The following is a 24443-nucleotide window of genomic DNA, read 5'->3' on the forward strand; positions in this document are numbered from 1 at the left end:
GGTCATCACGATGATAGCGGGTGGGGGTCGCCTTGAGTTTTAGCGGAGCGTTGAGATTTGGAACAAGTACCGCGCGTTTCCATCATAATGCCGGCGCATAATGTTGAGGGCTTCATTGACGAAGCAATCGGATCGATTGTTGCCCAGTCTTATGCCTCCTTCGAACTCATCATTGTCGATGACGCATCCACCGACGGCACAGCCGACATTCTTGCGGCGCGGCAAGACAGGTGGTCTCTGGAGCCCCAGCAACTCAGAGTTTTGAGGCAACCGAACGGGGGTGCCTCCTCGGCACGCAACCGCGGTGTCGCTGAGGCAAAAGGCGAGCTTGTGGGCTTCATTGACGCGGATGATCGTTGGTCGCCCCAGACCCTGACTCAGCTCGTGGGCGCTTTGGATGCGTTTCCCGAAAGTGATATCGCATGCCCCCTTTACCGGCGGATCGACGAGGACGGGCGCGAGGTCAACTATCTGGGGGAGCCGGTCCATCTCACGCATACTCAGCAGAGTGAGGCAAAGTTCTTCGATGCAGGTGAGATGCTCATTGCAACGCCCGCCGAAAGCGCAACCGGCGTGCTTGTCCGTCGGGAGGCATTTGCGGCTGGCGGTGGTTTTGATACGGCCCTGAAATCAAACAATGATGTGGATTGCTGGCTGCGTATTCTGTGGGAGCGCAAATCCACGCTTGTGCAATGCCCACAGGCGCTCGTGGACTATCGCATCAGGTCGGCACAAATCACATCGAACGTGCGACGCATGCAGAAAGGTCACGAGCAATTTCTCGGCAATCACCAACCATTGTTGCGCGAAATCGGTGTGTTTGCGCGAAGACGGCATTTTGGTCTGGTGCGCGCATACTGGTCATTGCTTGCAGCCCGGCAGGGCGATGTGTGGCTGGCATTCAGATATTGGATCAGCGCGCTTTTCTATTCGCCGCGTCTCGCATTGCCCGCCACACTGGGCAGCAGCGCAGCATTCGCCATCGCCAAGGCGGTTCTGCCATCTGCGATATGGCAATGGGTGAGCAAACTGCGCAAGCGTTTCCGAAGGTGATCCATAGTGGTCCTGTCCCTTCATCCCGGGCGCTTACAGGATACGTTTCAGAGCCTTTTGCGCTTCGTCGAACAGCACATTGCGCATCACGCAAACGCATAGAATAAAACCCACAGCACCCGCCGCCGCAGCCACCAGCAATTGCACAATAGCATTCCCGGTCGCGACAAAGTACAACGCCATCGCCGCAGGTCCGGCCGTGCAACACATCAGCAGCATAGCGTTCAGAACCACGCTCAAAAGCTGCCTTTTTTCATAGCCGGTGGAGCGTGCAAATGCACGGGTCTGGCGCATGGCGTCGATGACATATGAAATCGCGAGGGCGACGCACACCGCTTCAAGGGAGATCAATGCACCACCACTGGCCAACGCCACACGCGTGATATGATGTTGAACGTCAAGGCGCGTGCTGAGACGCAATTCACCTAAAGCAATAAACAGGGCCTGATTCATCTGCGTGAAGGGCCGCGCGATACCGATCAGGGCCAAGAGCTGAACGATAACGGGTGCCGCATCCCACCCGGGGCCAAGAACGACGCGACACAGCGGGTCCGCAAGGATTGCGATCATTGCGAAGGCTGGCCAGATCAATGCGGTCAGAAGCTCCACTTTCTTGAGATAAATCGTTGCAGGGTGATGCTTGTTCTTGATCGCCTGAACAAAAGCCGGGTGGATCACGGGGCTCATGCTGTTGAGAAATATCTTGTCGAAGAGCTTCACGACCTGATCAGCCCGGTTGTAGATCCCAAGTGTCGCAACGCCGAGAAAGCCGGAAATCGCCCCCATGATGCCCAGCTCGCTCAGGTGGCGGATCACCTGATTTCCGCTCAGGCGCGCACCGTCTTCTATCAGACTACGCCACCCTGTCATGCGCGGTGCAGGTACCGTCTCTTTACGTCTGGCAATGGCAAACATGATAAACGAAACGATCTGTTCCGCCAGCAGCCCCGCCGCAAGTGCAGCCGGACCAGCCCCATAGAGCGCGGCAACGATTGAAACGCCGCAGCGGATCCATGCACCAAAAACGTTGACCACGGAAATCAGCCCGAACCGCATGCTCTGCATCAGGGGGATGTTGAACAGCAATTCGAGCGGCCCAAGCAACACTGAGGCTGCGAATATCCACAGCGTCAGGTTCAATGACGGCGGCACCAGCGCATCGGGCAGCAGCAGCACAATTCCCAGAAAGCCCGCCCCGACCAGACAGGCAGAGGCCAGCGCCAAGCCGAAAGCCTCACCGTGGCGATGCGGGTCCAGCGACGGGCTGTTCAGTAATTGGGTCTTTATGCCAAGATCGGCGAGGGAAACCGCCATCTGGTGGGCGACAGCGGCAAGGGCGAACAATCCGAATTCAGCCGGCGTCAACAGCCGCGACAAGACCAAGAGGGTGACCGCATGGGCGGCCAGAACGGCAGGACGGCTCAGGATCCTGTCGCGTATCGCCCGACGCAGGCTCATAGGACTTGACGAACGGTCAATGAGGATGGCGCGCACCTTCGTTCAGCGGACTGAGCAGCCACCGGGATAACAAGGCGCAAGGCACGTTTTACGCAATCGCGGCGGTATGTAATTCCCCTGCCTGACAATGCCATCAACATTGTTTGGTCGGAAGGGTCGTTTGACGCAGAAGACGCCGCATCGTCCGCGACCTGAGCGGATGATAGGATATACCATAATGAGTTTTGGGATCCATATCTTCGAACTTGGGCGGCTTATTGCGTCTGACATTTGCCCCGGATGTGCGAATAAAACGGTAGGCAAAATCTCGCAGGCGATAGATGGAATAGGCCATGGTGGAGGAGGCGTTAATGCGCAATGCCCCTGAAATTTCGGACACGGCCTTGGCTATATTTCCAGCTCTCGCGCTTGCAATCGCCAGTTCAGCCCTCGCCTGAGACTGCGCCAGATGCATGACATTTTCAGGTACGTCAGGATGCCGCTGAGAAACGATATCCAGCATTTTCAGCCGCGCCAACGCCATGCGCACGTGGTTTCTGGACATCGACTCGTGATCGTACCGATAGCCCGTCATGTATTCGGGAACGACGCCAACGATCCAATCATGCGAGACAAGGATTTGAAGCAGATAATCTTCGCACCCTACCCTGTTCAATTCCATCGAATAGCCGCCAACCTGCTCGAAAGCGCGGCGTCTGACCATGATCGAACTGCCGTTTCCCACGCAATTATACAGCAATGAGGCACAGAAAACATCACCAGACCAGCAGGTTACAGCACCATCGCGGATCAGGTAATCCCATTGATCAATCCGTCGGAAAAGCGTGTAGACCATGCCCATGTCCTCGCCGCCCGCCGCAAACACATCAAGCTGCTTTTGGATCTTGTCGCAGTGCCAGATATCATCCGCATCCAGAGGGGCTATGAACGCACCTGAACCAGCCCGCGCCCCGGTATTGCGCGCCGGGCATAATCCACAGTTCGCTGTGACAACAATTGAGACCCGATCATCCTGCTGCGCATGATGACGTGCGATGGCCTCGGTGCCATCCGTCGCGCCATCCACCACAACGATGATTTCAAGGTTTTGATAAGACTGTCCGCGCGCGCTGTTCAGGGTGGTGCCGATTGTTGCTTCGGCATTATATGCCGGTATGACAACTGTCACCAAGGTCTCAACTTCTGACAGTTTCATCTTATCCACGCCTATGCACCGAACCAAGCCGAGCTTATCAATCTAGATCGCCGCATTGGAAAGGGAAAAATGCGCCTCCGGACATCACCCCACTATAATCCGCTCGATTTTTTAAAAATTCTTAAAGGACCGGGGGTTTTATGCTGATCCGGCGTTTTTGGTGCGCGCTGCTACTTTGATCAGGCTTTGCGCCACAACCCCAGCGACGAACGCAAATCCAATCAAAACGCCATAGTGCACCGGCGTTTGGCAGGTGCACTATGATGGCGGCTCAGCGCATCGATGAAATGGCTGAGTACCCTAAGCGACGTCAGGCAACCGCCCGGTTCAACGCGCATTGCGACCAAAGATCGGACAGCGCGCCGACAAGCCGGTCGATATCTGCGTCAGTGTGCAATGGCGACGGCGTGATCCGCAGCCGTTCCGTGCCTTTTGGCACCGTTGGGTAATTGATCGGCTGCACGTAGATGCCGTGTTGTTCCAGCAGGGTGTCGCTGAGGAATTTGGCTTTGAACGGGTCACCAACCATCACCGGTACGATGTGGCTGGGGTTGTCCAGATGGGGCAGGCGCATCGCATCAAGGCGCGTGCGCAGCTTGGCGACATTGGCCTGTTGACGGCGGCGTTCCAGATCACTGCGGCGCAGATGCCGGATGGAAGTCAGCGCACCCGCGGCCAATGCCGGCGGCAAGGCTGTGGTAAAGATGAACCCGCTGGCAAAAGAGCGCACGAAATCGCACATCACGGCTGATCCCGCGATATAGCCGCCCATGACGCCAAAGGCCTTGCCCAATGTGCCCTCGATCAGGGACACGCGGTGCGCCAGCCCCTCGCTTTCGGCAATGCCGCCGCCTTGCGGGCCATAAAGCCCAACCGCGTGCACCTCATCGAGATAGGTCATGGCCCCATGCGCCTCGGCCACATCGAGGATTTCCGCGATGGGTGCTATGTCACCATCCATGGAATAGACCGATTCAAAGGCAATCAGGCGCGCGCCTCCTTTCGGCAGCGCCTCGAGCTTGCGATTGAGGTCTTCGGGGTCGTTGTGTTTCCAGATAACCTTGTCCGCGCGGCTGTGGCGGATGCCTTCGATCATGCTGGCATGGTTCATTTCATCCGAAAGAATGGTGCAACCGGGCAGAAGCGCACCCAACGTGCTGAGGCTGGCCCAGTTGGACACATAGCCCGAGGTAAAAAGCAGTGCGGCTTCCTTGCCATGCAAATCTGCCAGTTCGGCCTCAAGCGCGACGTGCTGCGTCGCGGTGCCTGAAATGTTGCGCGTGCCCCCGGCACCGGCCCCGTCCTGCAGCGCAGCATCCGCCACCGCCTGACGCACGAATGCCGATTTGCCCATCCCCAGATAATCGTTGGAACACCAGACCGTCACGGGCCGCGCCTTGTCTGCCCCATGCATCGTGGCGTGGGGCGCATCGGTGGCGTCCCGTTCCAGCTCCGCAAAAACGCGGTAGTTCCCTTCGGCGCGCAGTTGGTCCAGTTTATCAGCGAAAAAGGCGTCGTAGTTCATGCAGGTCTCTCCCCCGGGGTTTTACCTATCAAACCGGGCGCGCGCGCCCATGGCCTTGACCTTGGTCAAGTGCCCTCGTCTGCCTCATCCATTAAATGGCGCGCCCAGCGGCCTGCAGCCCATGCGGCCGGAACACCCAGAACGACGGACAGCTTCAACGCCGTCAGCGGGTTCAGCGTGTCCAACCCCACAACCGGTGCCATCAGGCTGAGCATGAAGAGGTTGATCGCCACCGCACCGGCCGCAAACGGATACATCAACAGCGCCAGTTTCCACACAGGCCAGGGGCGGTCATCGCTCATACGCATTGTGCACCAAACAATGCGGTGATCGCGGCCAGCGCCAGCGCGGGCGTCTCTGGCCATGTTCCAACAGGGTCCAGAACCGGCCCGGCAAACTGCGCAGCCTCAAGTTCTTCGGGCAGATCACCTGTGACATGACCCGCACGCACGGCAAAAAATGGCACCACAATGGCGTGACCCCGAACCGCAGACACCACATCGCGGATCGCGGGGGGCTCGTCCACGTAACAGGGACGAACCGCCTTGAACGCCCCCTGCGCCGCCAGCGCCTTTGCTGCGGCTTCGGTCGCCTCGCGCGGCTTGCTGCTGGAGGGTGAGCCGTGCGCGGCAAGAATGACAGTGGTTTGCGCCATCTGCCACTCCAGCGTCGCAATACGCAGGCGTATGCGATCACACATCAGCCGCGCCACCCCCGGCATCAGCCCCATGGGCGCCGTCGCCTCCCAATCGGAAAGACCCGCCGCTTTCAGGCGTTTGGGCAGATGGGTTTTGACAAACCAACCATCGGACATGAACCAAGGGCAGACGATCGGCCGATCAAGGCCCCGCACAGCCTGATCCAGCGCACCCTCTGACGCAAGGGTCGCCCCGCGTACCATGGTGTCGGGCATCAGCTGGTTCAGCCGCGCCGCCAACGCCTGCACAGCCTCTTCCTGTGGTGCGGGTTCAGAGGGCGAACCATGTGTGACCACAAGGATGGGCCGATCAATGACTGGTGCCATCAGAAAAGGTGATCTTATTGAAAACATTGTATTTCCCTGATGGTTTGCTCATTGGTAGCCGTTTGACTTCTTCAAGCGTCTGCGCGTCGTAGATCAAGATCGCCCCGTCGTCTTCCCACAGGCTGACAAGCGCGTGGCGACCTTCACGATCAAACTCCACATGCGCCAGCGTCTTGCCGGGCACGGGGCGCAGGGTCTTGACGATCTCCAGCGTCTGCTTGTCGATCACATGCATCACGTCACGGTTGGGGCCGAAAAACACGTCGGCCCAGACGTAGGGCGAATTTTCATGGCTGCGCATAAAAAACCCCGGCCCGTCGGTGTCGATCTGCGTCAAGACTTCCCAGTTCTGGATGTCGATCACCGACAGTTTTGCCTCGCGCAGGTGCGGTGTCGCCATGACGCGCCGCCCCTGATATTCCCACGAGATGCCCGACCCCAGATGCGGCAGACCCGAGAGCGGCAATTCATGCGTCTCGCGGCCCACGTTGAGGTTCACCACAGCGCCCCGGTCGCTTTCCCGCGCCGCCCCGATCAGAAACCGGTAATCCGGCGTGAAAAAGAAATCATCCAGCGGTTCGGTCACTTCGATGCGGCGGCGCGCAAAAAGCCCCTCGGACGAAGCGATCGCCTCGACCATGCCCTTTTCGCGGCTGTGCACGAAACCTTCGTACACGGGGTCCGCATTGGGATCGGTCGCAACCTCCCAGATCTCGGGGATGTCTTTCAGGGCGAGGATGAAACTGTCGCGCTGCGGGGCCTGATAAACGGCAGAGACCCGCGAGGATTCACCGTCTTTGCCCACCACATCAAAGATGCGCTCTACCGACATATCCGCCGTCGACAGAATGGTCAGGCTATGGGGCAGGTAATTGGCCACGGCGAGGTATTTGCCATCCTTGGACATGGCGATGTTGCGGCTGTTGACGCCCGCGCGCAGACGCGCGACCTCCTGCATGGACCAAAGGTCGATCTTTTGCACCCAGCCGTCGCGCGACATCACAAAGGTGAACCGCCCGTCGGGGGTGAATTTCGGCCCGCCATGCACGGCCAGCGGTGTGGGTAGCCGGGCGAGCACGTCAAATGTGTCGCCATCCAGCACGCTGATGTGATGATCACCGGTTTCCACCACCACGAAGATATTGAGCGGATCGGCATCATGTTGCGGCGCGTCGGGTGCGACGTAATCAGGGTTTACCTCAAGCGTTCCGGAAATGCGGTCCGCGTCCCAGACGGGCATTTCTGGCAGGGGTGTGTGCAGATAGGCGGCAAGCTCGGTAATGTCCGCCGCACTGATCTGTGCGTCAAAGCCCGGCATCTGCGTGCTGATGCGCCCCTTTGCGATCACCGCCTCCAGCATTTCGCCTTTTAGACGGCGCAGGCTTTCGGGGATCAGTGCGGGGCCAAGGCTGCCCAGACGGTCATCGCCGTGGCAGACCGCGCAATGGGTGGCATAGAGAACGGCCGGTTCGCCCTGAGCGCTCAGCGGTGTGAGCGCCAGCAGACTAAGTGAAATTATGCGCCGGATCATGTCGCCTCCCGGTGAATTTGCGAAGTTCAATGCGTGGGGCCTCGGCCCCGTTCAACCCGATCTCGGCGTCTGACAGATAGCAGGCGGGGTCTTCCTCCCACGGGTCACCCGTCAGTTGCAGCGCGCGGATGCGGGTGTTGCCGCCACAAACCGATTGATGCGCGCAGGCCCCGCAACGCCCCTTGAGCGGACGGGGGCGCGTACGCAGCAAGGCCAGCATCTCGTCAGAACCAGTCCAGAGGTTCGAGAACGTGTCGGATTTCACATTGCCCACGGTATAATCGGACCAATAGGTATCAGGATGCACCTTGCCCGTGGGGTCGATATTGGCCACGCCGACGCCAGAGGAATTCCCGCCCCAGGCTTGCAAATGCGAGGTCAGATGGTCGATCTGTTCGGGGGCAAAGCGGTCGCTGGCCCAGTTCAGGAACCGCACGGCGTCGGCGTCATTGTTGCCGGTGACAATCTCGAAATGACGGCCCTGTTGCAGCGCGCTCCACGCGCGATCAAGCAGCAGATCAACGCAGGACCGTGCGCGCGCATGCCCTGCATCTTCGCCCCGGTTCTTGTTGCCGCGCCCGGCATAGACCAGATGGGACATATAGAATTTATCAATGCCTTCCGCCTCGCAGAGATCAAGGATCGCGGGCAGCTGTTCAGCGTTATCCTCGGTGGGGGTAAAGCGCAGGCCGACCTTGATGCCCTTTTCCTTACACAGCCGCGCGCCGGCGAGCGCCTCATCAAAAGCGCCTTCCTGACCGCGGAACCAGTCGTTTGTAGCCCCCACGCCATCGATGCTGATGCCCACATAGTTAAACCCGATGTCGGCGATCTTTTCCACCGCCTCGGCGTCGATGCGCGTGCCATTGGTCGACAAAGCCAGATAGCGGACCTTTTTGCGGGCGTACTGAGCAAGCTCGTAGATATCCCCGCGCGACAGAGGCTCACCGCCCGACAGGATCAACGCAGGGATCTTGAATTCCGCCAAGTCGTCAATCACACCCAGCGCCTGTTTCGTGGATAATTCACCGGGGAAGATATTGTCCGAAGAGGTCGTATAGCAGTGACGACATTTCAGATTGCAGCGCCGCGTCAGGTTCCAGATCACCACAGGCCGCACCGGACCACGCCGGGCGCGGGGTGGCGTGGGGGTGATCAGCTGTTCCATATATTGGGTCAGTCGAAACATCAGGTGGCTCCTTTACTGGCCAGTCGCAGACCGGTTTTCTTGAGGATTTGCGTCGAATAGAGCACGTCATGCGCGCGCACCGCAGGGCCCAGCAGCTGCAGGATATGCTGACGTTTTTCCTCGACCTCGTCGCGGGTGGATCCGTGCAGCATGGCAAAAAGGTTGTAAGGCCAGACGGGTCTTTTGCGCGGACGCAGATAGCAATGGGTCACGTCCTCCATCGCGCCGACCAGTGCGCCCAACTCTTCGGCCTCGGCATCGTCGATGTCCCAGACGGTCATGCCGTTGGCGGCCATACCGAGTTTATAATGATTGGGCGCGATGCCCACACGGCGGATGACACCCTGCCCCAACAGCGCCTCAAGGCGGTTCATCACATCCACCTGCGCCATGTCCAGCTGATCGGCGATCTGCGCGTAGGGTTCCGGCACCAGCGGCAGACCTGCCTGACAGGCTTTGATCAGGGCGCGGTCTTGGGTTGCGATACTCATGCCGCCACCCGGAAGCCCACAAAGAACTCCTTGAGTTTAGGAAACTGAAACACCGGCAGGCCGGTCGACGCCTCAATGCGCTCGGCGGTCTCGGTGATCCCCTCGGGGGTCTCAGTGGCCAGCACAAACCACATGTTCAGCCGGTGATCGCGCGCATAATTATGCGCCACTTCATCGAAACTGTTGACGGTTTGGGTCATCGCCTCGAACTGCGCGGGCGGGATTTCCATGGCACAAAGGCAAAAGGCACCGCCCATGGCTGCTGCGTCCAGAAACGGGCCGAAACGCGTGATGATGCCTGCGTCCTTCATGCGGGCCAGCCGTGCGATCAGATCGTCCTCGGCCAGTCCAAGACGCTCAGCGGCCAGCGCAAAGGGGCGTGGCGCAATCGGAAACCCGGTTTGCAGCGCGTTGATGATCTGCCGGTCGGTGTCGTCAATCTGCATCTGTTTCTCCTGTGGTCTTGTCGGATGGCGCAACGATCAGCGCGCCCTGCTGGCGAAAACAGCGGGTGCTGAACAGAATGCGGTATTCATAGGGCACCAGACGCGCGGCCACCCGGGCCTGGCTCAGAACATCCAGCGTTTCGGACCGGCTGCGCCCATGGATCATGCAGTAAAGCGTATAGGGCCAGACCCCCGGCACGGCGCGCCGCTCGTAACACAGCGTCACCCCCTGCACGGCGGTCAGCGCACGCCCGCAGGCCTCTATCTCGTCCGGCGGCACCTTGAAGACGCACATCGCATTGGCCCGCCATCCAAGGGCCCGGTGGCGCACGATCAGACCAATACGCGACAAGATCCCCGATTGCGCCAGCACGCGGACCCGCTCCAGCACCTCAGCCTCGGTCTGACCCAGCCGCGCGGCGAGGTCGGCAAACGGGCAGGCGGTGGGCATCATCCCTTCGGACAGGGCCTGCATGATCGCGCGGTCGCTTGCTTCGATCTTGATGTCCGTGTCGACCGCGCGCGGTTGCGGCAGCGCGTTCGAGCCATCCAGCGCAAATCCGAGATCCACGTTGAAAGGCCGCTCAAGCCGCAGATCGAGCACCCGCAGGCCCGTCTGTTCGGTGATGCGCCGCAGGATATCATCGACAAAAGCGCGCGTGGGCCCGGTCGCGACAAACCAGATGTTCCATTTGTTTTCACGCTCATAGGAATGGTTGACCCCTTCCTGCGCATTGATCACGGCGGCGATTTCTTCGATCTGATCGTCGGGGGCTGCAACTGCGGCAAGCGTGCTCGCCGCCAAGGTATTAGGTCGGCAGGTGGCGCCGATACGGCTGATCGCGCCGGTTTCCAGCAGCTTTTTCAAGCGTTCGATGATGCGTGCCTCAGTGGTATCAAGGTGGCGCGCGATCTCCTGAAAGGGGCGCGACACAAGTGGCAAGGCACGTTGCCAGTCGTTCATCAGCCTCCAGTCGAGCGCATCCAGCGTCATGTGTGTCCTCTCAAAGCCCAATGCGATGGGCCCTTGCAGTGAAAAAGATGCCCGATGGTGTTTCTGCCGGGACCTCGCCAATTTTTTCAAAGGTTTGCGTGTCGTAGATGTCGATACGGTTGGCATCGCGCACCGACACCCAGACCTGATGCCCGCGTGCGGTGAATTCCATGTGTAATACGGCGGGGCCGGGTTTGAGGGTGTGCAGAACTTCGCCCGATGCGGCCTCGATCACCTGAACCGTGTCATTGTGAGGGTGGGCGTAATTAACCCAGACGTGCCGCCCGTCGGGGCGGGCCACGGCAAAAACAGGCTGGCCATGGGTTTTCGTGCGCCCCAGTTCTGTCAGTTTCTGTGCATCCAGCCAAAGCAGCTCGTGGCGTCCGACCGCAGGCAGGGCAAAACGGTCCCCCGCCAGCGCCCAGCCCTCAAGGTGGGGCATTTTATAGACCGGCAACGGTTCTTCGCCACGGCCATAACCGGGCAGAATACGCTGTGCCACCGGCGCATCGGACCACAGGTCAAGCGTGCTCATCCCGTCCTCGCCAAACAGCCCCACAATGTAGCGACGCCCGTCGCCGGTGATCAGCGCATCATAGGGATTTGCGCCCATGCCGGAGACTTTAGTAACATCAGGCGTGGCATCCGACATGTCGACAATCCACGTTTCGCCCGTGTCCCACATGGAAAAGACGAACCGTCCGCCGGGGGCGTCCACAAGGCCAATGGTTTTCGACTGCGTTGGGAAATCCGCCACCAGATCGAGTGTTTGCGCATCAAACACCCGCACACCGCCCGGTTCGTAGTTGGAGACCGCCACGAGACGCCCATCGTCGGAAATGGCACCGCCGATGGAATTGCCCGCCTGCATGACCCGGCCTGCGATGGATTGTGTGACCAGATCAAGCTTGGTCAGCCCGCCGTCACGGCCAAAGATATAGGCGAAGCGCGCATCCGGTGAGAATACCGCACTGGCATGGGACAGATCGCCAAACCCTTCGACCCGGGCGAGCACATCCATATCGGATTGATCCACGATCAGCACAGAACCGGTTGTGCGTTCAATCACGACGCCCAGATCGCCCGTGGCGTGGACCTCCACCTCGGCTTTGGCGGGCAGGGCAAGGGACAACAAGAGGGACAGGAAACTCATCAGGCGCATCACGGGCTGACCTCCAGCAGGTATTCGGCAATCCATTGTGCCTCGATTTCGGTTAAGAGCGGACGCCACGGCGGCATGGCCGTCCCCGGAATACCATCCAGAATGATCGACGTCAGACCATCGACCGTGTGCCCCTCAAGGGCCTCAGGTGTAATCGCACTACCGAGACCCCCGGTCACCTTGAGACCATGGCATGACCCGCAATCCTGTTGTACGAAATGCGCAAGGCGGTCTTGTTCGGCTTGCGGAAGCGCTTCGGCACCGACAGAGGGCGCGGCAAGCACAGATATCGCCAGCAATGCGACCGCCCTAGCCATGCAACACCCGCTGCAGTTCAGGGGCCTGAAGAAGTGTGTCCGCCGCCGTGCTGTCCTCACTGTCGATCAGGGTGACGACGCGGCCCACGATAAACAGAACCGGACCGGGCACGGGAATATTGGCACGTTTGATCTGCAAGGCCCCCAGTTGCGTCACGAGACGGGTTTCATTGGGCCGCGTGCCATTGGCGACCACCAGAACCGGATGTTCCGCAGGCAGCCCGCGTTCGATCAGACCAGCCGCGATCTGTTGCATATTGGCGTGGCCCATATAGACGACCAGCGTTGTATCCGCATCCGCCAGCCCGTCCCAGTCGAGGTCGAGCGGACGATTGGCCTGACAATGGCCGGTGACATACCGCACACCAGTCGCCAACCCGCGATGCGTCAGCGGCACGCCTGTCGATGCAGACACGCCTTGGGCGGCTGTGATACCGGGAGCGTAACTCACCTTGATGCCGGCGGCGCGCAGAACAGCAGCCTCTTCGGAACCGCGTCCGAAAATCATCGGATCGCCCCCTTTGAGGCGGGCGACGGTTGATCCTTCTTCGGCCAGTCGCACCAGCAGGGCATTGATTTCGTCCTGAGGCACCGGATGGTGGTCAGGCTTCTTGCCCACGTCAATCCGACGCACACCCGCAGGCACAAGCGCCATGATATCGCGCGACACCAGCCGGTCATGTACCACCACATCTGCCGATTGCATCATCCGCAAAGCACGCACAGTCAGCAGGTCGGGATCGCCCGGCCCTGCACCGACCAAAAAGACCTGACCTTGGTTCATTTTCTTCAGCATTTCAGATCCTTACCAGTTTAGTTGCACATCAGGACGGCAGTGTCGGAAAAGGCGCGGCAGGAGGGAGAGGCCTGCCGCGCCCGGTTTGCGCAGACGGTGTCAGTAGACATCCGCGCGGGTGTTGAAGACGTTGAACTTGCCGGTCGGTGTGACCAGACGTTCGTCCTTGATGACGTGCTTCATTTCGAGGGTCTTGTCGTCGACCACAACGATGGCCGATTCCAGATCAGCGGCGTTCCAGATTGAGAACCAGATCTCATTGCCCGCCTGATTGAATTCGCCCTGCACAACACGCGGCTGGCCTTCGGCAATACCGGCCCATTCAACCAGCGGCAGAACGGTGTACTCCGGCTCTTCCTGACCCAACTCGTCGATCTTGAAGACCGCAACCGAGCCGGACGTTTCCGCATCCGGGTTCAGCGTCGCATCCACATAGAGGTGATTTGACGTGGGGTGCGATTTCACGAACAGCGACCCGCCACCCAGGGCATAAAGCTGCTGCACCATTTTCCAGGCGTGATCCGGGTTGCCTTCTGGGTCCGTCCCGATCAATGCAACCGTGTCATCCCCAAGGTGCGAGGTGGCCCAAACGGGTCCATAGGTCGGGTGGTTGATATTGGCGCCACGACCGGGGTGCGGTGTCTCGCCTTCGGTCTCGATTACGGCGACCTTCTTGCTTTCCTTGGTATCGATCACGACGATCTTGCCACGGGCGTTCGCCGCCGTCAGAAAGTAACGCTGCGTGCTGTCCAGACCGCCATCATGCAGGAAGCGTTCCGCGTTGATCTCGGTGATTTTCAGCGCGTCCATGTCGGAATAATCCACCATCATGATCTTGCCGGTTTCTTTCACGTTCACAAGGAACTCGGGCTTATAGTGTGATCCGAGGATCGCCGCGACGCGGGGTTCGGGGTGGAAATCCTGCTCGTCATAGGTCATGCCGCGCGTGGATTTGATGCGCAGTGGCTCCAGCGTGTCACCGTCCATGATGACGAACTGTGGCGGCCAGTAGGCACCGGCGATGGCGTATTTGTCCTCATAGCCCTTGAATTTCGAGGTCTCGACCGACCGCGCCTCTGATCCGACTTTGATCTCGGCCACGGGGCCGGGTGTTTCCATCCACAGATCGATCATAACGACCTTGGCGTCCCGACCGATCACGAAAAGATAGCGACCTGATGCGGAAATCCGGCTGATGTGAACAGCATAGCCGGTTTCGATGATCGTCTTGATCTCGTAGCTCGCGCCGTCAATCAGGGCGATCTCACCCGCATCCCGCAGCGTGACCGAGAACAGGTTGTCGATGTCGATGTCGTTCATCTTTTCAGTGGGCCGGTCTTCGGGGGCGACGATCACTTTCCAGCTGTCGCGCATCTCGGCCATGCCCCACTCCGGCGGTACGGCCGGTTCCAGCAGCAGATAACGCGCCATGGCATCAACCTGCTCTTCGGTCATGTCGCCCGAGGTGCCCCAGTTGGGCATGCCCGCAGGCGAGCCATAGGTGATGAAATCGCGCAGGTATTCGAACCCGTTCGGACGCGTGATGTCTGTGGTCAGCGCCTTGCCCGTCGCGCCTTTGCGCAGAACCCCGTGGCAGCCCGCACACCGCTGAAAATAAATTGTGTTCGAGTCCTGATATTCGCTGGGCGTCATGACCGGATCACCGGGCTTGCGGCCAGGAATTTCCACCTGAATCTGACCCAGTGTTGTCAGGGACGGCTGGTAGGCAGCGGACGCATCATCGCCGTGATCCGCAGGCTTATCCTGTGCGAGCGCCAATGTGGCGGACAGCGACAACAGCGCGCTGACAGCAACAGAACGTGTGAGAATGGATAGGGACATATATCGGCTCCAATTGCAGTAAATTCGATATGCTCAAGGCTGGCGGATACAGGCGGGGGGCCGCCTTGACTTTGATCAAGACGCGGCGCGCCGATCATTGTCAGTCTTGTTTTCAAGGTGGAAAGAGCCATGGCAAGACCTTTGATGTTCGCGATCTTCGCGCTCTTTCTGAGCGTATGTTCCGCGTGGGGCGAGACGGCTCCCGACGCTGAAATGGCCCGCGCATTGGTGGGGGCGGACACAGCGCAGGTGCTGGTGCAAAGACAAGAAGCACCTCTGCCCCTCTGGCAAGTTCTGGACGCGGGCGACCGCCGCGTGATGGGGCACATCGCATCCACTTGGGAAGTGCTGAAATCCACCGGTTATTCAGGCAAACCGCTGGATATTCTGGTCGCTGTGGACGGTGCAGGTGCCATCACCGGGGCGCGTTTGATTGAACATGCAGAACCTATCCTGACGCTGGGTATATCGGATCAGGACATTGCCGATTATGTGGACGGATTCGCGGGCTTGCGCATGGGCGCGCAGGGCCTTGAGGGCGACGCGCCCGACATCATCAGTCGCGCGACTGTGTCCACGGGGGTGATTCGCGATTCAATTCTGCACACCGCGCGGTTGCTGGCCCATTCGGATCGCGGAGGCATTGACCGTGTGTCTTTTGAACCTGCGAACTGGGCCAGTTTGACCCAGATGGGCGCTTTCGCCACCCAAAGCGTGAGCCTGCGCGATGCGCGCGCCGCCTTGCCCGATGCAAATCCGCCGATCCCCGACAAGGACGGCATATTCCTTGAGACGTGGATCAGCGTGCTGGACCCGGCCACGATCGGGCAGAACCTGTTGGGCGCGCAGGGGTTTCGCCGCGCCATTGCCGCTCTGCCCGCAGATCATGACGCCCTGCTGATCGCCAGCCGGGGTCTGCACTCGCACCGCGGCACCGCGTGGCGCAGGTCCGGGGTTTTCGACCGGGTCATGCTCGAACAGGACGGGCGGCAATTCACGCCGCTGTCATCAGGTTACCAGCGCCTGAACCAGTTCGAACCGGACGACGCGCCAGAGGTGAAAGAGGCCAGCCTCTTTGCCATTCCACGTGACCAGATCAACCTCGCCGAACCTTTCACCGTGACCATTTCGGCCACCCGTGGCGATGTGGTTTTCCCCATCTCGGTGCCGTTTGAGCTGGGTGCAGCCTTCGTGACTCCCGCCGCCGCCATGCCAGTCCCACCGCCTGCATGGCAAGCGGCATGGCAGCAAAAGCAAGGGCCCCTGATCGGGCTTGCGGTGATGCTTGGCACGCTCTTTACGATCCTGTTTTTCCAAGACGCCTTTGTGAAACGCCCGCGCCTCTGGTTGTGGACGCGGATGGGTTTTCTGTCTGTCACATTCGTATGGCTGGGGCTGGTCCTCGGCGCGCAGCTGTCCGTGGTGCAGGTGGTCGCCTTTGTCCATTCGCTGCTGAACGGGTTCAAGTGGGAAGTCTTCCTGATCGAACCGCTGATCTTTGTGCTCTGGGGGTTCACGGCCCTTGGTTTGCTGTTCTGGGGCCGGGGTGTTTTTTGTGGCTGGCTGTGCCCATTTGGAGCGCTGCAGGAGTTGTCAAACCAAGCCGCGCGCCGTCTCGGCATCAAACAGATCGCCGTGCCGCATGCTGTGCATGAACGGCTGTGGATCATCAAATACACGCTGTTTCTGGCGATCCTCGGCCTGTCGTTTTATTCGATGAAAGACGCGTTGATCCTCGCCGAGGCGGAGCCGTTCAAGACCGCGATTTCCCTTCGGTTCGTGCGCAGCTGGCCCTTCCTGCTGTTTGTCGGTGCGATCCTGTTCGTGGGGCTTTTCGTTGAGAGGGCCTATTGCCGCTACCTCTGCCCGCTGGGGGCTGCGCTTGCGATCCCGGCCAAGCTGAAAATCTTTGACTGGCTGCGCCGGCGTCCCCAATGCGGACGCGAATGTCGCCTGTGTGAACAACAATGCACCGTGGGCGCCATCGACCCGCTCGGGCGCATCAATCCAAACGAATGCATCCTCTGTCTTCGCTGTCAGATGATCTTTCACGAGCCGCACACCTGTACGGTTCTCAAACGTCGCAATCGCGCGGCATAATCCTGATCTGAAAGGACAAATACATGTTCCAGAAACTCACAATCGGCCTGCTGGCCCTGACCCTCGCGGCCCCTGCGTTCGCCTCGGGTGATCCAGCCAGCGGCGAAAAAGTCTTTCGCAAATGCAAAGCCTGTCACGCCGTGGGCGAAGACGCCAAAAACAAGGTGGGCCCCACGCTGAACGGCATCATTGGGGCCGCTGCGGGGGCTAATCCTGATTTCAAATATTCGGATGCGCTGATGACGATGGCCGGTGACGGTCTGGTGTGGACCGAAGAGGAAATGGCGGCTTTCCTCAAAAAACCCAAGGAATACATGCCCAAGACCAAGATGAGCTTTGCGGGTCTGCGGAAAGACGACGATATCGCGGACGTCATCGCCTATCTCGCGACCTTCAACTGAGCCCAGCTTGACTTTTGTTAAGGCGGCAACGCGCCGCCTTAACCATCGTGTTTTCATAGGCCTGCTATCAAAAGGAGCAAAGGATGCGTGACGTTCTCACGACTTCCATGGCCCGTAACATATTCTATGGCGGGTCATTATTTTTCATACTCATCTTTGTCGGACTTTCGGTCCATTCACACAGATATATCGTGACCACCTCGACGGATGCAGCCACGCTGACCGAAGGGGTCGAGCACGGCAAAAACCTGTGGGAAATCCACGGCTGTGTGAACTGTCACACCATCCTTGGCGAAGGGGCGTACTTTGCGCCTGAGCTGGGCAACGTGATGACACGCTGGGGCGTCGAAGATGACCCCGAGGCCGCGTTCGAGACCCTCAAGGGGTGGATGGACGCCATGCCCACCGGCATCGAGGGGCGCCGTCAGATGCCAAACTTTGGCCTGAACGACGAAGAGTACCGCGCGTTGAGCGACTTCCTGCTGTGGACCAACACGATCCGCAATCAGGACTGGCCACCGAACGACGCTGGATAAGGAAACACCATGAAGTACCAATCTCAATCCATTGCCCTTGTCTACTTTGCCGTAGCGCTCGGGCTGTTTGCCATTCAGGTTTCGGGGGGTCTGCTGCTGGGCTGGATCTATGTCAGCCCCAACTTCCTGTCCGAAATCCTGCCCTTCAACATCGTGCGCATGCTGCACACAAACTCCCTGATCGTCTGGCTGCTGCTGGGTTTCATGGGGGCGGCATACTTTGTCATCCCCGAGGAGTCAGAGCGTGAAATACACTCGCCCCTGCTGGCCTACATCCAGCTGGCGATCATGGTGCTGGGCACGCTCGGCGTTGTTGTGACCTATCTGTTCAACCTCTTTGAGGGCAACTGGCTGTTGGGAAAAGAGGGACGCGAGTTCCTTGAACAACCCGTCTGGGTCAAAATGGGCATCGTCGTGGCCGCGCTGATCTTCATGTACAACATCACCATGACCGTGTTGCAGGGCCGCAAGACCGCAATCACCAACGTGCTGCTGCTGGGTCTGTGGGGGCTGACGCTGCTGTTCCTCTTTGCTTTCTACAACCCGTCGAACCTCGCGCTGGACAAGATGTACTGGTGGTACGTCGTTCACCTGTGGGTCGAGGGCACGTGGGAGTTGATCATGGCCTCCGTACTGGCATTCCTGATGCTCAAACTGACAGGTGTTGACCGTGAGATCATCGAAAAATGGCTCTATCTGATCGTCGCCACCGCGCTGTTCTCGGGCATTCTCGGCACCGGCCACCACTATTTCTGGATCGGGACACCGGGCTACTGGCAGTGGATCGGATCCGTATTCTCAGCCCTCGAAGTCGTTCCTTTCTTTGGCATGATGGCCTTTGCCTTTGTCATGGTCTGGAAGGGCCGCAAGGATCACCCCAACAAGGCCGCTCTCCTGTGGTCGCTGGGCTGCGCCACGCTGGCGTTCTTCGGGGCCGGTGTCTGGGGCTTTCTGCATACGCTGCACGGGATCAACTACTACACCCACGGCACGCAGATCACCGCAGCGCATGGGCACCTTGCCTTCTTTGGGGCCTATGTATCGCTGAACCTCGCGATCTTCAGCTATGCCTTCCCGATCCTGCGTAAGCGTGATCCCTACAATCAGGTGCTGAACATGGCGTCCTTCTGGCTGATGGCAGGTGGTATGACCTTCATGACCTTTGTGCTGACCTTTGCAGGCACGGTCCAAACCCATGCACAGCGCGTGCAGGGCGACTATTTCATGGATGTTCAGGATGCGATCACCATCTTCTACTGGATGCGGTTCGGCTCCGGCATCGCCGTTGTGCTCGGGGCGCTGCTGTTCATCTACGCCGTGGCAGTCCCCCGCAAGGAGATCATCTCGCCCAGCGACAAACAACCGGTGGCTGCGGAATGAACATGCAATCTCCCACACTTGGCAAGGGGGCGGCTGACGCCCCCTTTTACATGCCACAAGGCTCCGAATGTGAGCTTTTTGAGGCGGCCTATGAAACCAATATGCCGCTTTTGCTTAAAGGGCCGACAGGGTGCGGCAAGACCCGCTTTGTCAGCCATATGGCTGCCCGCCTTGGTCGCCCGCTTTATACCGTGGCCTGTCATGACGATCTATCTGCGGCCGATCTGATCGGGCGCTATTTGCTCAAAGGCGGCGATACGGTTTGGGCCGATGGCCCGCTGACCCGTGCCGTGCGCGAAGGGGCGATCTGTTATCTCGATGAGGTCGTCGAGGCCCGCAAGGACGTCACCGTCGTGCTGCATCCGCTGACCGATGACCGGCGCATCCTGCCGATTGACCGCACTGGTGAAACGTTGGAGGCCGCGCCCGGCTTCATGCTGGTGGCCTCTTATAACCCCGGCTATCAGAATATCCTCAAAACGCTCAAACCCTCGACCCGGCAGCGGTTCTTGTCAGCCACTTTCGATTTCCCCCCGATGGATCAGGAGGTTGCGATTGTCGCGCAGGAAAGCGGGCTGGAGAGCGATCGTTGTCAGAACCTCGTGCGTCTTGCGGGCAAGTATCGCGCGCTCAAGGGTCAGGATATCGAGGAAGGTGTTTCAACCCGGCTGGTGATCTACACCGCAACGCTGATCGCCAAGGGCATGCCGCTCGAACAGGCCATCCACGCGGCGATGATCGAACCGCTGTCCGATGACGAGGACGTGCAGCAAGGCCTGAGCGACATCGTCACAGCAGTCTTTGGCTAACCTATGTCGGACGCGTTGGAACCTTGGGAGCCGGAAGAAACCATCGGCAAGATCTGGCACCGCTGGGCCAGCCATTTCGACGCGCCCGAACCCACACCCCCGCAGGCGGCTGTGCATCTGGAAGATGAAACCGCCCGCCTGTCGGTGCTGTTTCGGGGGTTGGGCGGTGATCCATCCGTCGAAATCCGCCCCGTCATGAACGCGGCCAGCCATCACCGGCTGAGCTGGCGGCGCAAGCTGGGCACCTGGGTCGAGCACGCGCCCCAGGCCAGCTTTGACGGCGGTATCCTGCGCCTGCCGATTACCCTCGATCTGTTTGCTGATAGCGCATTGAACCGCGGCCTTTATACGTGGTTGGCGGTCTGCGCTGCCGGTGTGCGCGCCATCCCTGCGACACCGGATGATCCGCTGGCCGCTGATCTGGCCTATCTGCATGCAGGGCAGGAAATGGCCCTGCGCGCGCTGACGCAATACCCCGGTTTCAAGACACTGTTCGTGGCTCTGAAAGACGCGCATCTGGCCGCCCGCCCCCGCACCGCCCTGCCCCGCGCAGAGGCCAGCGCTGAAATGCTGGCGCGCTATGTTCTGGGTGAGGGCGACGCCCCCGAAGCGCCACCGGGGGCCGCCCCGCGCAAGTATCGCTCCTTGCGCCCCGTGCCGCTATGGCCCCGACTGATGCCCGGTGGTCCCAGTGCTTTTCAGACCATCGATGACATCCCCGAAGACGCCGAAACAGGCACCGAGGAAACGCTGGAAACGACCAAAAAGGGCAAACGCAAAGCCGCCGATCAGACCGAGCGGCGCGACAGCCTGATCCTGCATAAATTCGAAGCGATCCTGAGTTTTACCGATTTCCTGAACCTGAACCGCCGCACCGACGACGATGATCTGGAGGCGGCGAAAAAGGCCATGGATGACCTTGAGGAACTCTCTCTCACCGATATCTCCAAAGCGCCTGCCAGCAAATTCAAGCTGAACCTCGATCTGGCCCCGTCTGATGTGAACCGCGAGGCGATCTCGGGCAAACACACCTATGACGAATGGGATGTGCAAAGCCACAGCTACCTGCCCGATCACTGCCGGGTCTTTGCCTCGGAAACCGAACCCGCCGATGCCCCTGCCCCGCAGGATGCCGCCGCCAAACGCCGCATCCGCAACGTGCGCCGTCAGTTCGAAACCTTTCGCCCGCGCCCCGTCACGTTGAAATCGCAGCCCGATGGGGACACGCTGGATTTGTCCGCCGTGATCCGCGCGCGCGCCGACATTGCCGCGACCGGGTCAGCCCATGATCGGCTCTGGTGTCAGACGCGGCCCTCTTCGCGCAATCTGGCGGTATCCATCCTGATCGACACCTCGCGCAGCACCGAAAGTGCTGTGACCGGCCGTGCTGTGATCGACATCGAACGCGAGGCGCTGACCGCGCTGGCCTGGGGTTTGCATGCCTGCGGTGATCCGCTGGCGATCCACGCGTTTTCGTCATTGCGCCGCAACCGCGTCTATGTGGAGCGGTGCAAGGATTTCACCGAACCGATGAGCCGCGAGGTCGAATGCAAGCTGGCCAGCCTGCGCCCCGGGTTTTACACCCGTCTGGGGGCCGCGATCCGGCATGTATCGGCGGACCTGCAAACCACACCGCAATCGGCCAAGCTGTTGCTGGTGCTGACGGACGGCAAACCCAACGACATCGACCACTACGAAGGGCGTCACGGCATCGAAGACACCCGCATGGCCGTGCGTGAGGCGCGGATGCGGGGCCAGTCCGTCTTTGGCATCACGGTTGATCCAAAAGGGCAAAGCTGGTTTCCCCGGCTTTTCGGGCCGGGCGGTTATGCGGTCATCGCGCAACCCGAACATCTGATCACCACCCTGCCCGCGCTTTACCGCCAACTCGTCGGGGATGGTGGGTGAGCACGCAAGTAAAGGGCCTGCCGGGCGAGGTCATGATGTGGGTACTGATCTTTTCCGAACTCGCGGTCTTCGGTGCGGGGCTTGCGGCCTTCATGGGTGTGCGCCTGACCGACCCGGTGGGATTTGCCAGCGCTCAGAATAGTTTAATGATTGAACTGGCTGGAACGAATACGATCATCCTGATCACTTCGGGCCTGTTCGCAGCCCTTGCCTGTATCGCCACGACGACACGCGCCGCGCGCCTTTGGCTTTTGGCGGCGAGCCTGCTCGGCCTCGGTTTTCTATGGCTCAAGGGGATCGAATATGCCGCGAAATCTGCCGCCGGGATCACGTTTGAAACGCATGGGTTCTACACGTTTTACTACCTGCTTACCGGCTTTCACGCAGCCCATGTCATCGCGGGTATCGTCATTCTGGCACTGGTCGGTTGGAGCGCGCACCCCCGCGTCATCCAGACCGGCGTTGCATTCTGGCATATGGTCGATCTGGTCTGGGTGCTGCTTTTTCCGGTCATCTACCTGCTATGACGCGCAGCACTCTGATCCGTGCATGGCTCGCACTTGCAGCCCTTACCGCCTTGGGCACAGCGCTGCATTTCAGCGCCCTGCCGCCCAAAGTTGCCGGTGGTCTGATCCTGCTGAGCGCATGGCTCAAGGCCCGGCTTGTCTTGCTGGATTATCTGGAACTGCGCGGGGTGCAAGGGTGGTCAGGGGGCATCCTGTTCGGGCTGTTCAGCTTTGTCGCGTTGCTGCTGGTCCTGTTTCTGGCAGCCTAAGGCGTTACGTGACACTTGGTGTTTCAGGTATTTCGTCAGACGCTCTAGGCCGCAGCCTTGACCGCATCCGCCAGAGAATCTGGCAGATCAAACTCTGACAACACACGCACGCGTGCCTCCTGTGACATCTTGCGTGCGGTTTTCGCAACGATGTCCAATACCTTTTCGTCGGGGTGTTTGGCCGCGAAGGGCGCAAAATACCACTTGAGGAAGGTAAAGCAGATCACATCTTCAAGCTGCTGCACTTCGGCGTCGCGTTTGATGCCCTCTTTGCGCAGCAACACACCGACCCGCGCGCAGGAGTTCGCGTCGTAGCCTGCGTCTTGCATAAATCCGGCCAGACGCGCGCCATGCGCTTTGCCCTGATCACGCCGCCACTGCAGATATCCGGCACGGCCCTCGGGATACTCCGCCCGTTTGAGCATCCAGCGTTCGATATGCTGACCGCGTGCGGCGATGCGCAACACATCGCTGGCCTGATCGCCAAACAAACGGTCCAGCTCAGACGTCATGCGCAGCCCGTAAAGATAAGCCTCGGGTTGATCTACGCCTGCGTCATCAGGTTCCTGCACCGGATCGGCGCGATTAGCCGCATCAATTGCTTCCAATACAGCGTTCAGCTTTGCAGTCATGTTTCGCACTCCAGGATTCGGCCGGGTCTTCATCTGCATAATGGGCCAGCCGTTCGACTGACTCGATAATGGCATGATCTTTCTGGATCGTCACGCCATATGCCTTGAGACGCCGAAAGGCGCGGGACAGGGATTCCGGTTTCATGCCGAGCCAGGCGGCAATCAGCACTTTGTCATAAGGCAGGATCACGGTGCAGTTGCCGGTTTTATCCCCACAAAGCGAAATCAGGAAATCAGCGATGCGCTGCCCGCCCGTATGAGATTTCAGTTGTTCGACATGTTCCACCAGACAGCGGTTGCTTTCCATCGCACCAGCCAGAACCGACTGACACAGCACCATATCCCCTGACAGGGCCTGCGTCAGAACCTGTGCATCGATCTGCAAAACGATCCCCGCAGACACGGCTTCAGCCCCCGCGACAAAACTCTGGTTCCCCAGCGCCGCTTCCTCTCCGAAACTGCTGGATTTGGTGAAAATGCCGACCACGGCCTCGTTGCCGCAGGGGGTCATCCGATAGGTTTTCACCCACCCTTCGAGAACCACGTACAGGCTATGCGCCTCTTCGCCTTGCAGATACACCGAGGCGCCACGGTCGAGTTGGCGCACGGAGGATCTTTGCAGTAAACGCTCTAAATCCGCAGGTGGCACGTGCCTAAAGATCGGGGCGCGCCCCGCCATCTCAAACATGGTTCTCATTTCATTTCTTTCTGTTGCTTCCAAGGCGAGGTGGCTAGCGACGCATCGTCTGGCGATTCCCCTGAGAGTAGAAAACCGACCGTGCATAGTAATCTAATCGTTAACGCAGCAGTGTCTTTGAGGAATCTCAAATGCAGGGTGAAAGTGTAAAAGAAAACTGACAGAATTTCGGTGTGCTGCGT

General features: G+C 59.7%; 25 protein-coding genes. 9 read left to right on the forward strand and 16 right to left on the reverse strand.

The window, feature by feature from the left end:
* Positions 1-57: 57 nt before the first annotated feature.
* Positions 58-1053 (forward strand): glycosyltransferase family 2 protein, encoded by a 996-nt coding sequence (locus tag RLO149_RS15205; RefSeq protein WP_083825470.1) that lies wholly within the window; start codon positions 58-60, stop codon positions 1051-1053.
* Positions 1054-1086: 33 nt separating this feature from the next.
* On the opposite strand, the gene RLO149_RS15210 is transcribed toward RLO149_RS15205, so the two are convergent.
* The 14 genes from RLO149_RS15210 to RLO149_RS15275 form a co-directional block, all read right to left on the reverse strand.
* Positions 1087-2511 carry an oligosaccharide flippase family protein gene (locus RLO149_RS15210; RefSeq protein ID WP_013962991.1) on the reverse strand — a complete coding sequence of 475 codons (1425 nt, stop codon included), beginning with the start codon at positions 2509-2511 and terminating at the stop codon, positions 1087-1089.
* Between the two features lie 133 nt (positions 2512-2644).
* The gene (locus RLO149_RS15215) at positions 2645-3706 is read right to left on the reverse strand and encodes a glycosyltransferase family 2 protein (protein WP_013962992.1); all 1062 of its coding nucleotides are present in this window, start codon (positions 3704-3706) and stop codon (positions 2645-2647) included.
* A 310-nt stretch (positions 3707-4016) separates the two neighbouring features.
* On the reverse strand, positions 4017-5231 hold the full coding sequence (hemA, locus tag RLO149_RS15220) for a 5-aminolevulinate synthase (RefSeq protein WP_013962993.1): 1215 nt from the start codon (positions 5229-5231) through the stop codon (positions 4017-4019).
* Between the two features lie 65 nt (positions 5232-5296).
* Positions 5297-5533: a hypothetical protein gene (locus tag RLO149_RS15225; RefSeq protein ID WP_148264372.1), complete on the reverse strand. Its 237-nt coding sequence runs from the start codon at positions 5531-5533 to the stop codon at positions 5297-5299.
* Positions 5530-6255, reverse strand: coding sequence for a sirohydrochlorin chelatase (locus tag RLO149_RS15230; protein ID WP_245538067.1), 726 nt, complete (start codon positions 6253-6255; stop codon positions 5530-5532). Before RLO149_RS15230 ends, RLO149_RS15225 begins: the two co-directional genes overlap by 4 nt.
* Complete coding sequence (locus RLO149_RS15235) at positions 6239-7786, reverse strand: nitrite reductase (RefSeq protein ID WP_013962996.1); 1548 nt, start codon at positions 7784-7786, stop codon at positions 6239-6241. The genes RLO149_RS15230 and RLO149_RS15235 overlap by 17 nt, the downstream gene beginning before the upstream one ends.
* On the reverse strand, positions 7761-8975 hold the full coding sequence (gene nirJ / locus RLO149_RS15240) for a heme d1 biosynthesis radical SAM protein NirJ (protein ID WP_013962997.1): 1215 nt from the start codon (positions 8973-8975) through the stop codon (positions 7761-7763). The genes RLO149_RS15235 and nirJ overlap by 26 nt, the downstream gene beginning before the upstream one ends.
* On the reverse strand, positions 8975-9466 hold the full coding sequence (ahbB, locus tag RLO149_RS15245) for a siroheme decarboxylase subunit beta (protein WP_013962998.1): 492 nt from the start codon (positions 9464-9466) through the stop codon (positions 8975-8977). The genes nirJ and ahbB (RLO149_RS15245) overlap by 1 nt, the downstream gene beginning before the upstream one ends.
* On the reverse strand, positions 9463-9912 hold the full coding sequence (locus RLO149_RS15250; protein WP_013962999.1) for an Lrp/AsnC family transcriptional regulator: 450 nt from the start codon (positions 9910-9912) through the stop codon (positions 9463-9465). Before RLO149_RS15250 ends, ahbB (RLO149_RS15245) begins: the two co-directional genes overlap by 4 nt.
* The gene (gene ahbB / locus RLO149_RS15255) at positions 9902-10906 is read right to left on the reverse strand and encodes a siroheme decarboxylase subunit beta (protein WP_013963000.1); all 1005 of its coding nucleotides are present in this window, start codon (positions 10904-10906) and stop codon (positions 9902-9904) included. The genes RLO149_RS15250 and ahbB (RLO149_RS15255) overlap by 11 nt, the downstream gene beginning before the upstream one ends.
* A gap of 10 nt (positions 10907-10916) precedes the next feature.
* Entirely contained in the window at positions 10917-12068 is a 1152-nt protein-coding gene (locus RLO149_RS15260; RefSeq protein ID WP_013963001.1) for a cytochrome D1 domain-containing protein, read from the reverse strand.
* Entirely contained in the window at positions 12068-12385 is a 318-nt protein-coding gene (locus RLO149_RS15265) for a c-type cytochrome (RefSeq protein WP_013963002.1), read from the reverse strand. The genes RLO149_RS15260 and RLO149_RS15265 overlap by 1 nt, the downstream gene beginning before the upstream one ends.
* Positions 12378-13181, reverse strand: coding sequence for a uroporphyrinogen-III C-methyltransferase (gene cobA, locus RLO149_RS15270; protein WP_013963003.1), 804 nt, complete (start codon positions 13179-13181; stop codon positions 12378-12380). Before cobA ends, RLO149_RS15265 begins: the two co-directional genes overlap by 8 nt.
* Before the next feature lie 99 nt (positions 13182-13280).
* Complete coding sequence (locus RLO149_RS15275; protein WP_013963004.1) at positions 13281-15023, reverse strand: nitrite reductase; 1743 nt, start codon at positions 15021-15023, stop codon at positions 13281-13283.
* 129 nt (positions 15024-15152) lie between these two features.
* On the opposite strand from RLO149_RS15275, the gene RLO149_RS15280 reads away from it, so the two are divergent.
* The 8 genes from RLO149_RS15280 to RLO149_RS15315 all read left to right on the forward strand — a co-directional run bounded on the left by RLO149_RS15280 (position 15153) and on the right by RLO149_RS15315 (position 22932).
* The gene (locus RLO149_RS15280; RefSeq protein ID WP_013963005.1) at positions 15153-17123 is read left to right on the forward strand and encodes a NosR/NirI family protein; all 1971 of its coding nucleotides are present in this window, start codon (positions 15153-15155) and stop codon (positions 17121-17123) included.
* Between the two features lie 23 nt (positions 17124-17146).
* Complete coding sequence (locus tag RLO149_RS15285; protein WP_013963006.1) at positions 17147-17524, forward strand: c-type cytochrome; 378 nt, start codon at positions 17147-17149, stop codon at positions 17522-17524.
* A gap of 83 nt (positions 17525-17607) precedes the next feature.
* Positions 17608-18060 (forward strand): c-type cytochrome, encoded by a 453-nt coding sequence (locus RLO149_RS15290; protein WP_013963007.1) that lies wholly within the window; start codon positions 17608-17610, stop codon positions 18058-18060.
* A 9-nt stretch (positions 18061-18069) separates the two neighbouring features.
* Positions 18070-19440: a cbb3-type cytochrome c oxidase subunit I gene (locus tag RLO149_RS15295; RefSeq protein ID WP_013963008.1), complete on the forward strand. Its 1371-nt coding sequence runs from the start codon at positions 18070-18072 to the stop codon at positions 19438-19440.
* Positions 19437-20249, forward strand: a complete 813-nt coding sequence (locus RLO149_RS15300) for a CbbQ/NirQ/NorQ/GpvN family protein (RefSeq protein WP_013963009.1) — start codon at positions 19437-19439, stop codon at positions 20247-20249. Before RLO149_RS15295 ends, RLO149_RS15300 begins: the two co-directional genes overlap by 4 nt.
* A gap of 3 nt (positions 20250-20252) precedes the next feature.
* Entirely contained in the window at positions 20253-22157 is a 1905-nt protein-coding gene (locus tag RLO149_RS15305; RefSeq protein ID WP_013963010.1) for a nitric oxide reductase activation protein NorD, read from the forward strand.
* A gap of 35 nt (positions 22158-22192) precedes the next feature.
* Positions 22193-22684: a cytochrome c oxidase subunit 3 gene (locus tag RLO149_RS15310; RefSeq protein WP_013963011.1), complete on the forward strand. Its 492-nt coding sequence runs from the start codon at positions 22193-22195 to the stop codon at positions 22682-22684.
* Positions 22681-22932, forward strand: a complete 252-nt coding sequence (locus RLO149_RS15315) for a cytochrome C oxidase subunit IV family protein (RefSeq protein WP_013963012.1) — start codon at positions 22681-22683, stop codon at positions 22930-22932. The genes RLO149_RS15310 and RLO149_RS15315 overlap by 4 nt, the downstream gene beginning before the upstream one ends.
* A gap of 44 nt (positions 22933-22976) precedes the next feature.
* Here RLO149_RS15315 and RLO149_RS15320 read toward each other — a convergent pair whose 3' ends face one another.
* Complete coding sequence (locus tag RLO149_RS15320) at positions 22977-23564, reverse strand: DUF4202 domain-containing protein (RefSeq protein WP_013963013.1); 588 nt, start codon at positions 23562-23564, stop codon at positions 22977-22979.
* A complete protein-coding gene (locus RLO149_RS15325) occupies positions 23527-24261 on the reverse strand; it encodes a Crp/Fnr family transcriptional regulator (RefSeq protein WP_044025378.1) in 735 nt (244 codons plus the stop codon). The genes RLO149_RS15320 and RLO149_RS15325 overlap by 38 nt, the downstream gene beginning before the upstream one ends.
* Positions 24262-24443 lie beyond the last annotated feature (182 nt).

It is taken from the genome of Roseobacter litoralis Och 149, from assembly GCF_000154785.2.
Taxonomy (GTDB): Bacteria; Pseudomonadota; Alphaproteobacteria; order Rhodobacterales; family Rhodobacteraceae; genus Roseobacter; species Roseobacter litoralis.

Excerpts from the sequence above, each read along its gene's own strand:
- RLO149_RS15210 (WP_013962991.1), bottom strand. The coding sequence starts at position 2,511 with ATGAGCCTGCGTCGGGCGATACGCGACAGGATCCTGAGCCGTCCTGCC.
- RLO149_RS15215 (WP_013962992.1), bottom strand. The coding sequence starts at position 3,706 with ATGAAACTGTCAGAAGTTGAGACCTTGGTGACAGTTGTCATACCGGCA.
- hemA (WP_013962993.1), bottom strand. The coding sequence starts at position 5,231 with ATGAACTACGACGCCTTTTTCGCTGATAAACTGGACCAACTGCGCGCC.
- RLO149_RS15225 (WP_148264372.1), bottom strand. The coding sequence starts at position 5,533 with ATGAGCGATGACCGCCCCTGGCCTGTGTGGAAACTGGCGCTGTTGATG.
- RLO149_RS15230 (WP_245538067.1), bottom strand. The coding sequence starts at position 6,255 with ATGGCACCAGTCATTGATCGGCCCATCCTTGTGGTCACACATGGTTCG.
- RLO149_RS15235 (WP_013962996.1), bottom strand. The coding sequence starts at position 7,786 with ATGATCCGGCGCATAATTTCACTTAGTCTGCTGGCGCTCACACCGCTG.
- nirJ (WP_013962997.1), bottom strand. The coding sequence starts at position 8,975 with ATGTTTCGACTGACCCAATATATGGAACAGCTGATCACCCCCACGCCA.
- ahbB (WP_013962998.1), bottom strand. The coding sequence starts at position 9,466 with ATGAGTATCGCAACCCAAGACCGCGCCCTGATCAAAGCCTGTCAGGCA.
- RLO149_RS15250 (WP_013962999.1), bottom strand. The coding sequence starts at position 9,912 with ATGCAGATTGACGACACCGACCGGCAGATCATCAACGCGCTGCAAACC.
- ahbB (WP_013963000.1), bottom strand. The coding sequence starts at position 10,906 with ATGACGCTGGATGCGCTCGACTGGAGGCTGATGAACGACTGGCAACGT.
- RLO149_RS15260 (WP_013963001.1), bottom strand. The coding sequence starts at position 12,068 with ATGCGCCTGATGAGTTTCCTGTCCCTCTTGTTGTCCCTTGCCCTGCCC.
- RLO149_RS15265 (WP_013963002.1), bottom strand. The coding sequence starts at position 12,385 with ATGGCTAGGGCGGTCGCATTGCTGGCGATATCTGTGCTTGCCGCGCCC.
- cobA (WP_013963003.1), bottom strand. The coding sequence starts at position 13,181 with ATGCTGAAGAAAATGAACCAAGGTCAGGTCTTTTTGGTCGGTGCAGGG.
- RLO149_RS15275 (WP_013963004.1), bottom strand. The coding sequence starts at position 15,023 with ATGTCCCTATCCATTCTCACACGTTCTGTTGCTGTCAGCGCGCTGTTG.
- RLO149_RS15280 (WP_013963005.1), top strand. The coding sequence starts at position 15,153 with ATGGCAAGACCTTTGATGTTCGCGATCTTCGCGCTCTTTCTGAGCGTA.
- RLO149_RS15285 (WP_013963006.1), top strand. The coding sequence starts at position 17,147 with ATGTTCCAGAAACTCACAATCGGCCTGCTGGCCCTGACCCTCGCGGCC.
- RLO149_RS15290 (WP_013963007.1), top strand. The coding sequence starts at position 17,608 with ATGCGTGACGTTCTCACGACTTCCATGGCCCGTAACATATTCTATGGC.
- RLO149_RS15295 (WP_013963008.1), top strand. The coding sequence starts at position 18,070 with ATGAAGTACCAATCTCAATCCATTGCCCTTGTCTACTTTGCCGTAGCG.
- RLO149_RS15300 (WP_013963009.1), top strand. The coding sequence starts at position 19,437 with ATGAACATGCAATCTCCCACACTTGGCAAGGGGGCGGCTGACGCCCCC.
- RLO149_RS15305 (WP_013963010.1), top strand. The coding sequence starts at position 20,253 with ATGTCGGACGCGTTGGAACCTTGGGAGCCGGAAGAAACCATCGGCAAG.
- RLO149_RS15310 (WP_013963011.1), top strand. The coding sequence starts at position 22,193 with ATGTGGGTACTGATCTTTTCCGAACTCGCGGTCTTCGGTGCGGGGCTT.
- RLO149_RS15315 (WP_013963012.1), top strand. The coding sequence starts at position 22,681 with ATGACGCGCAGCACTCTGATCCGTGCATGGCTCGCACTTGCAGCCCTT.
- RLO149_RS15320 (WP_013963013.1), bottom strand. The coding sequence starts at position 23,564 with ATGACTGCAAAGCTGAACGCTGTATTGGAAGCAATTGATGCGGCTAAT.
- RLO149_RS15325 (WP_044025378.1), bottom strand. The coding sequence starts at position 24,261 with ATGAGAACCATGTTTGAGATGGCGGGGCGCGCCCCGATCTTTAGGCAC.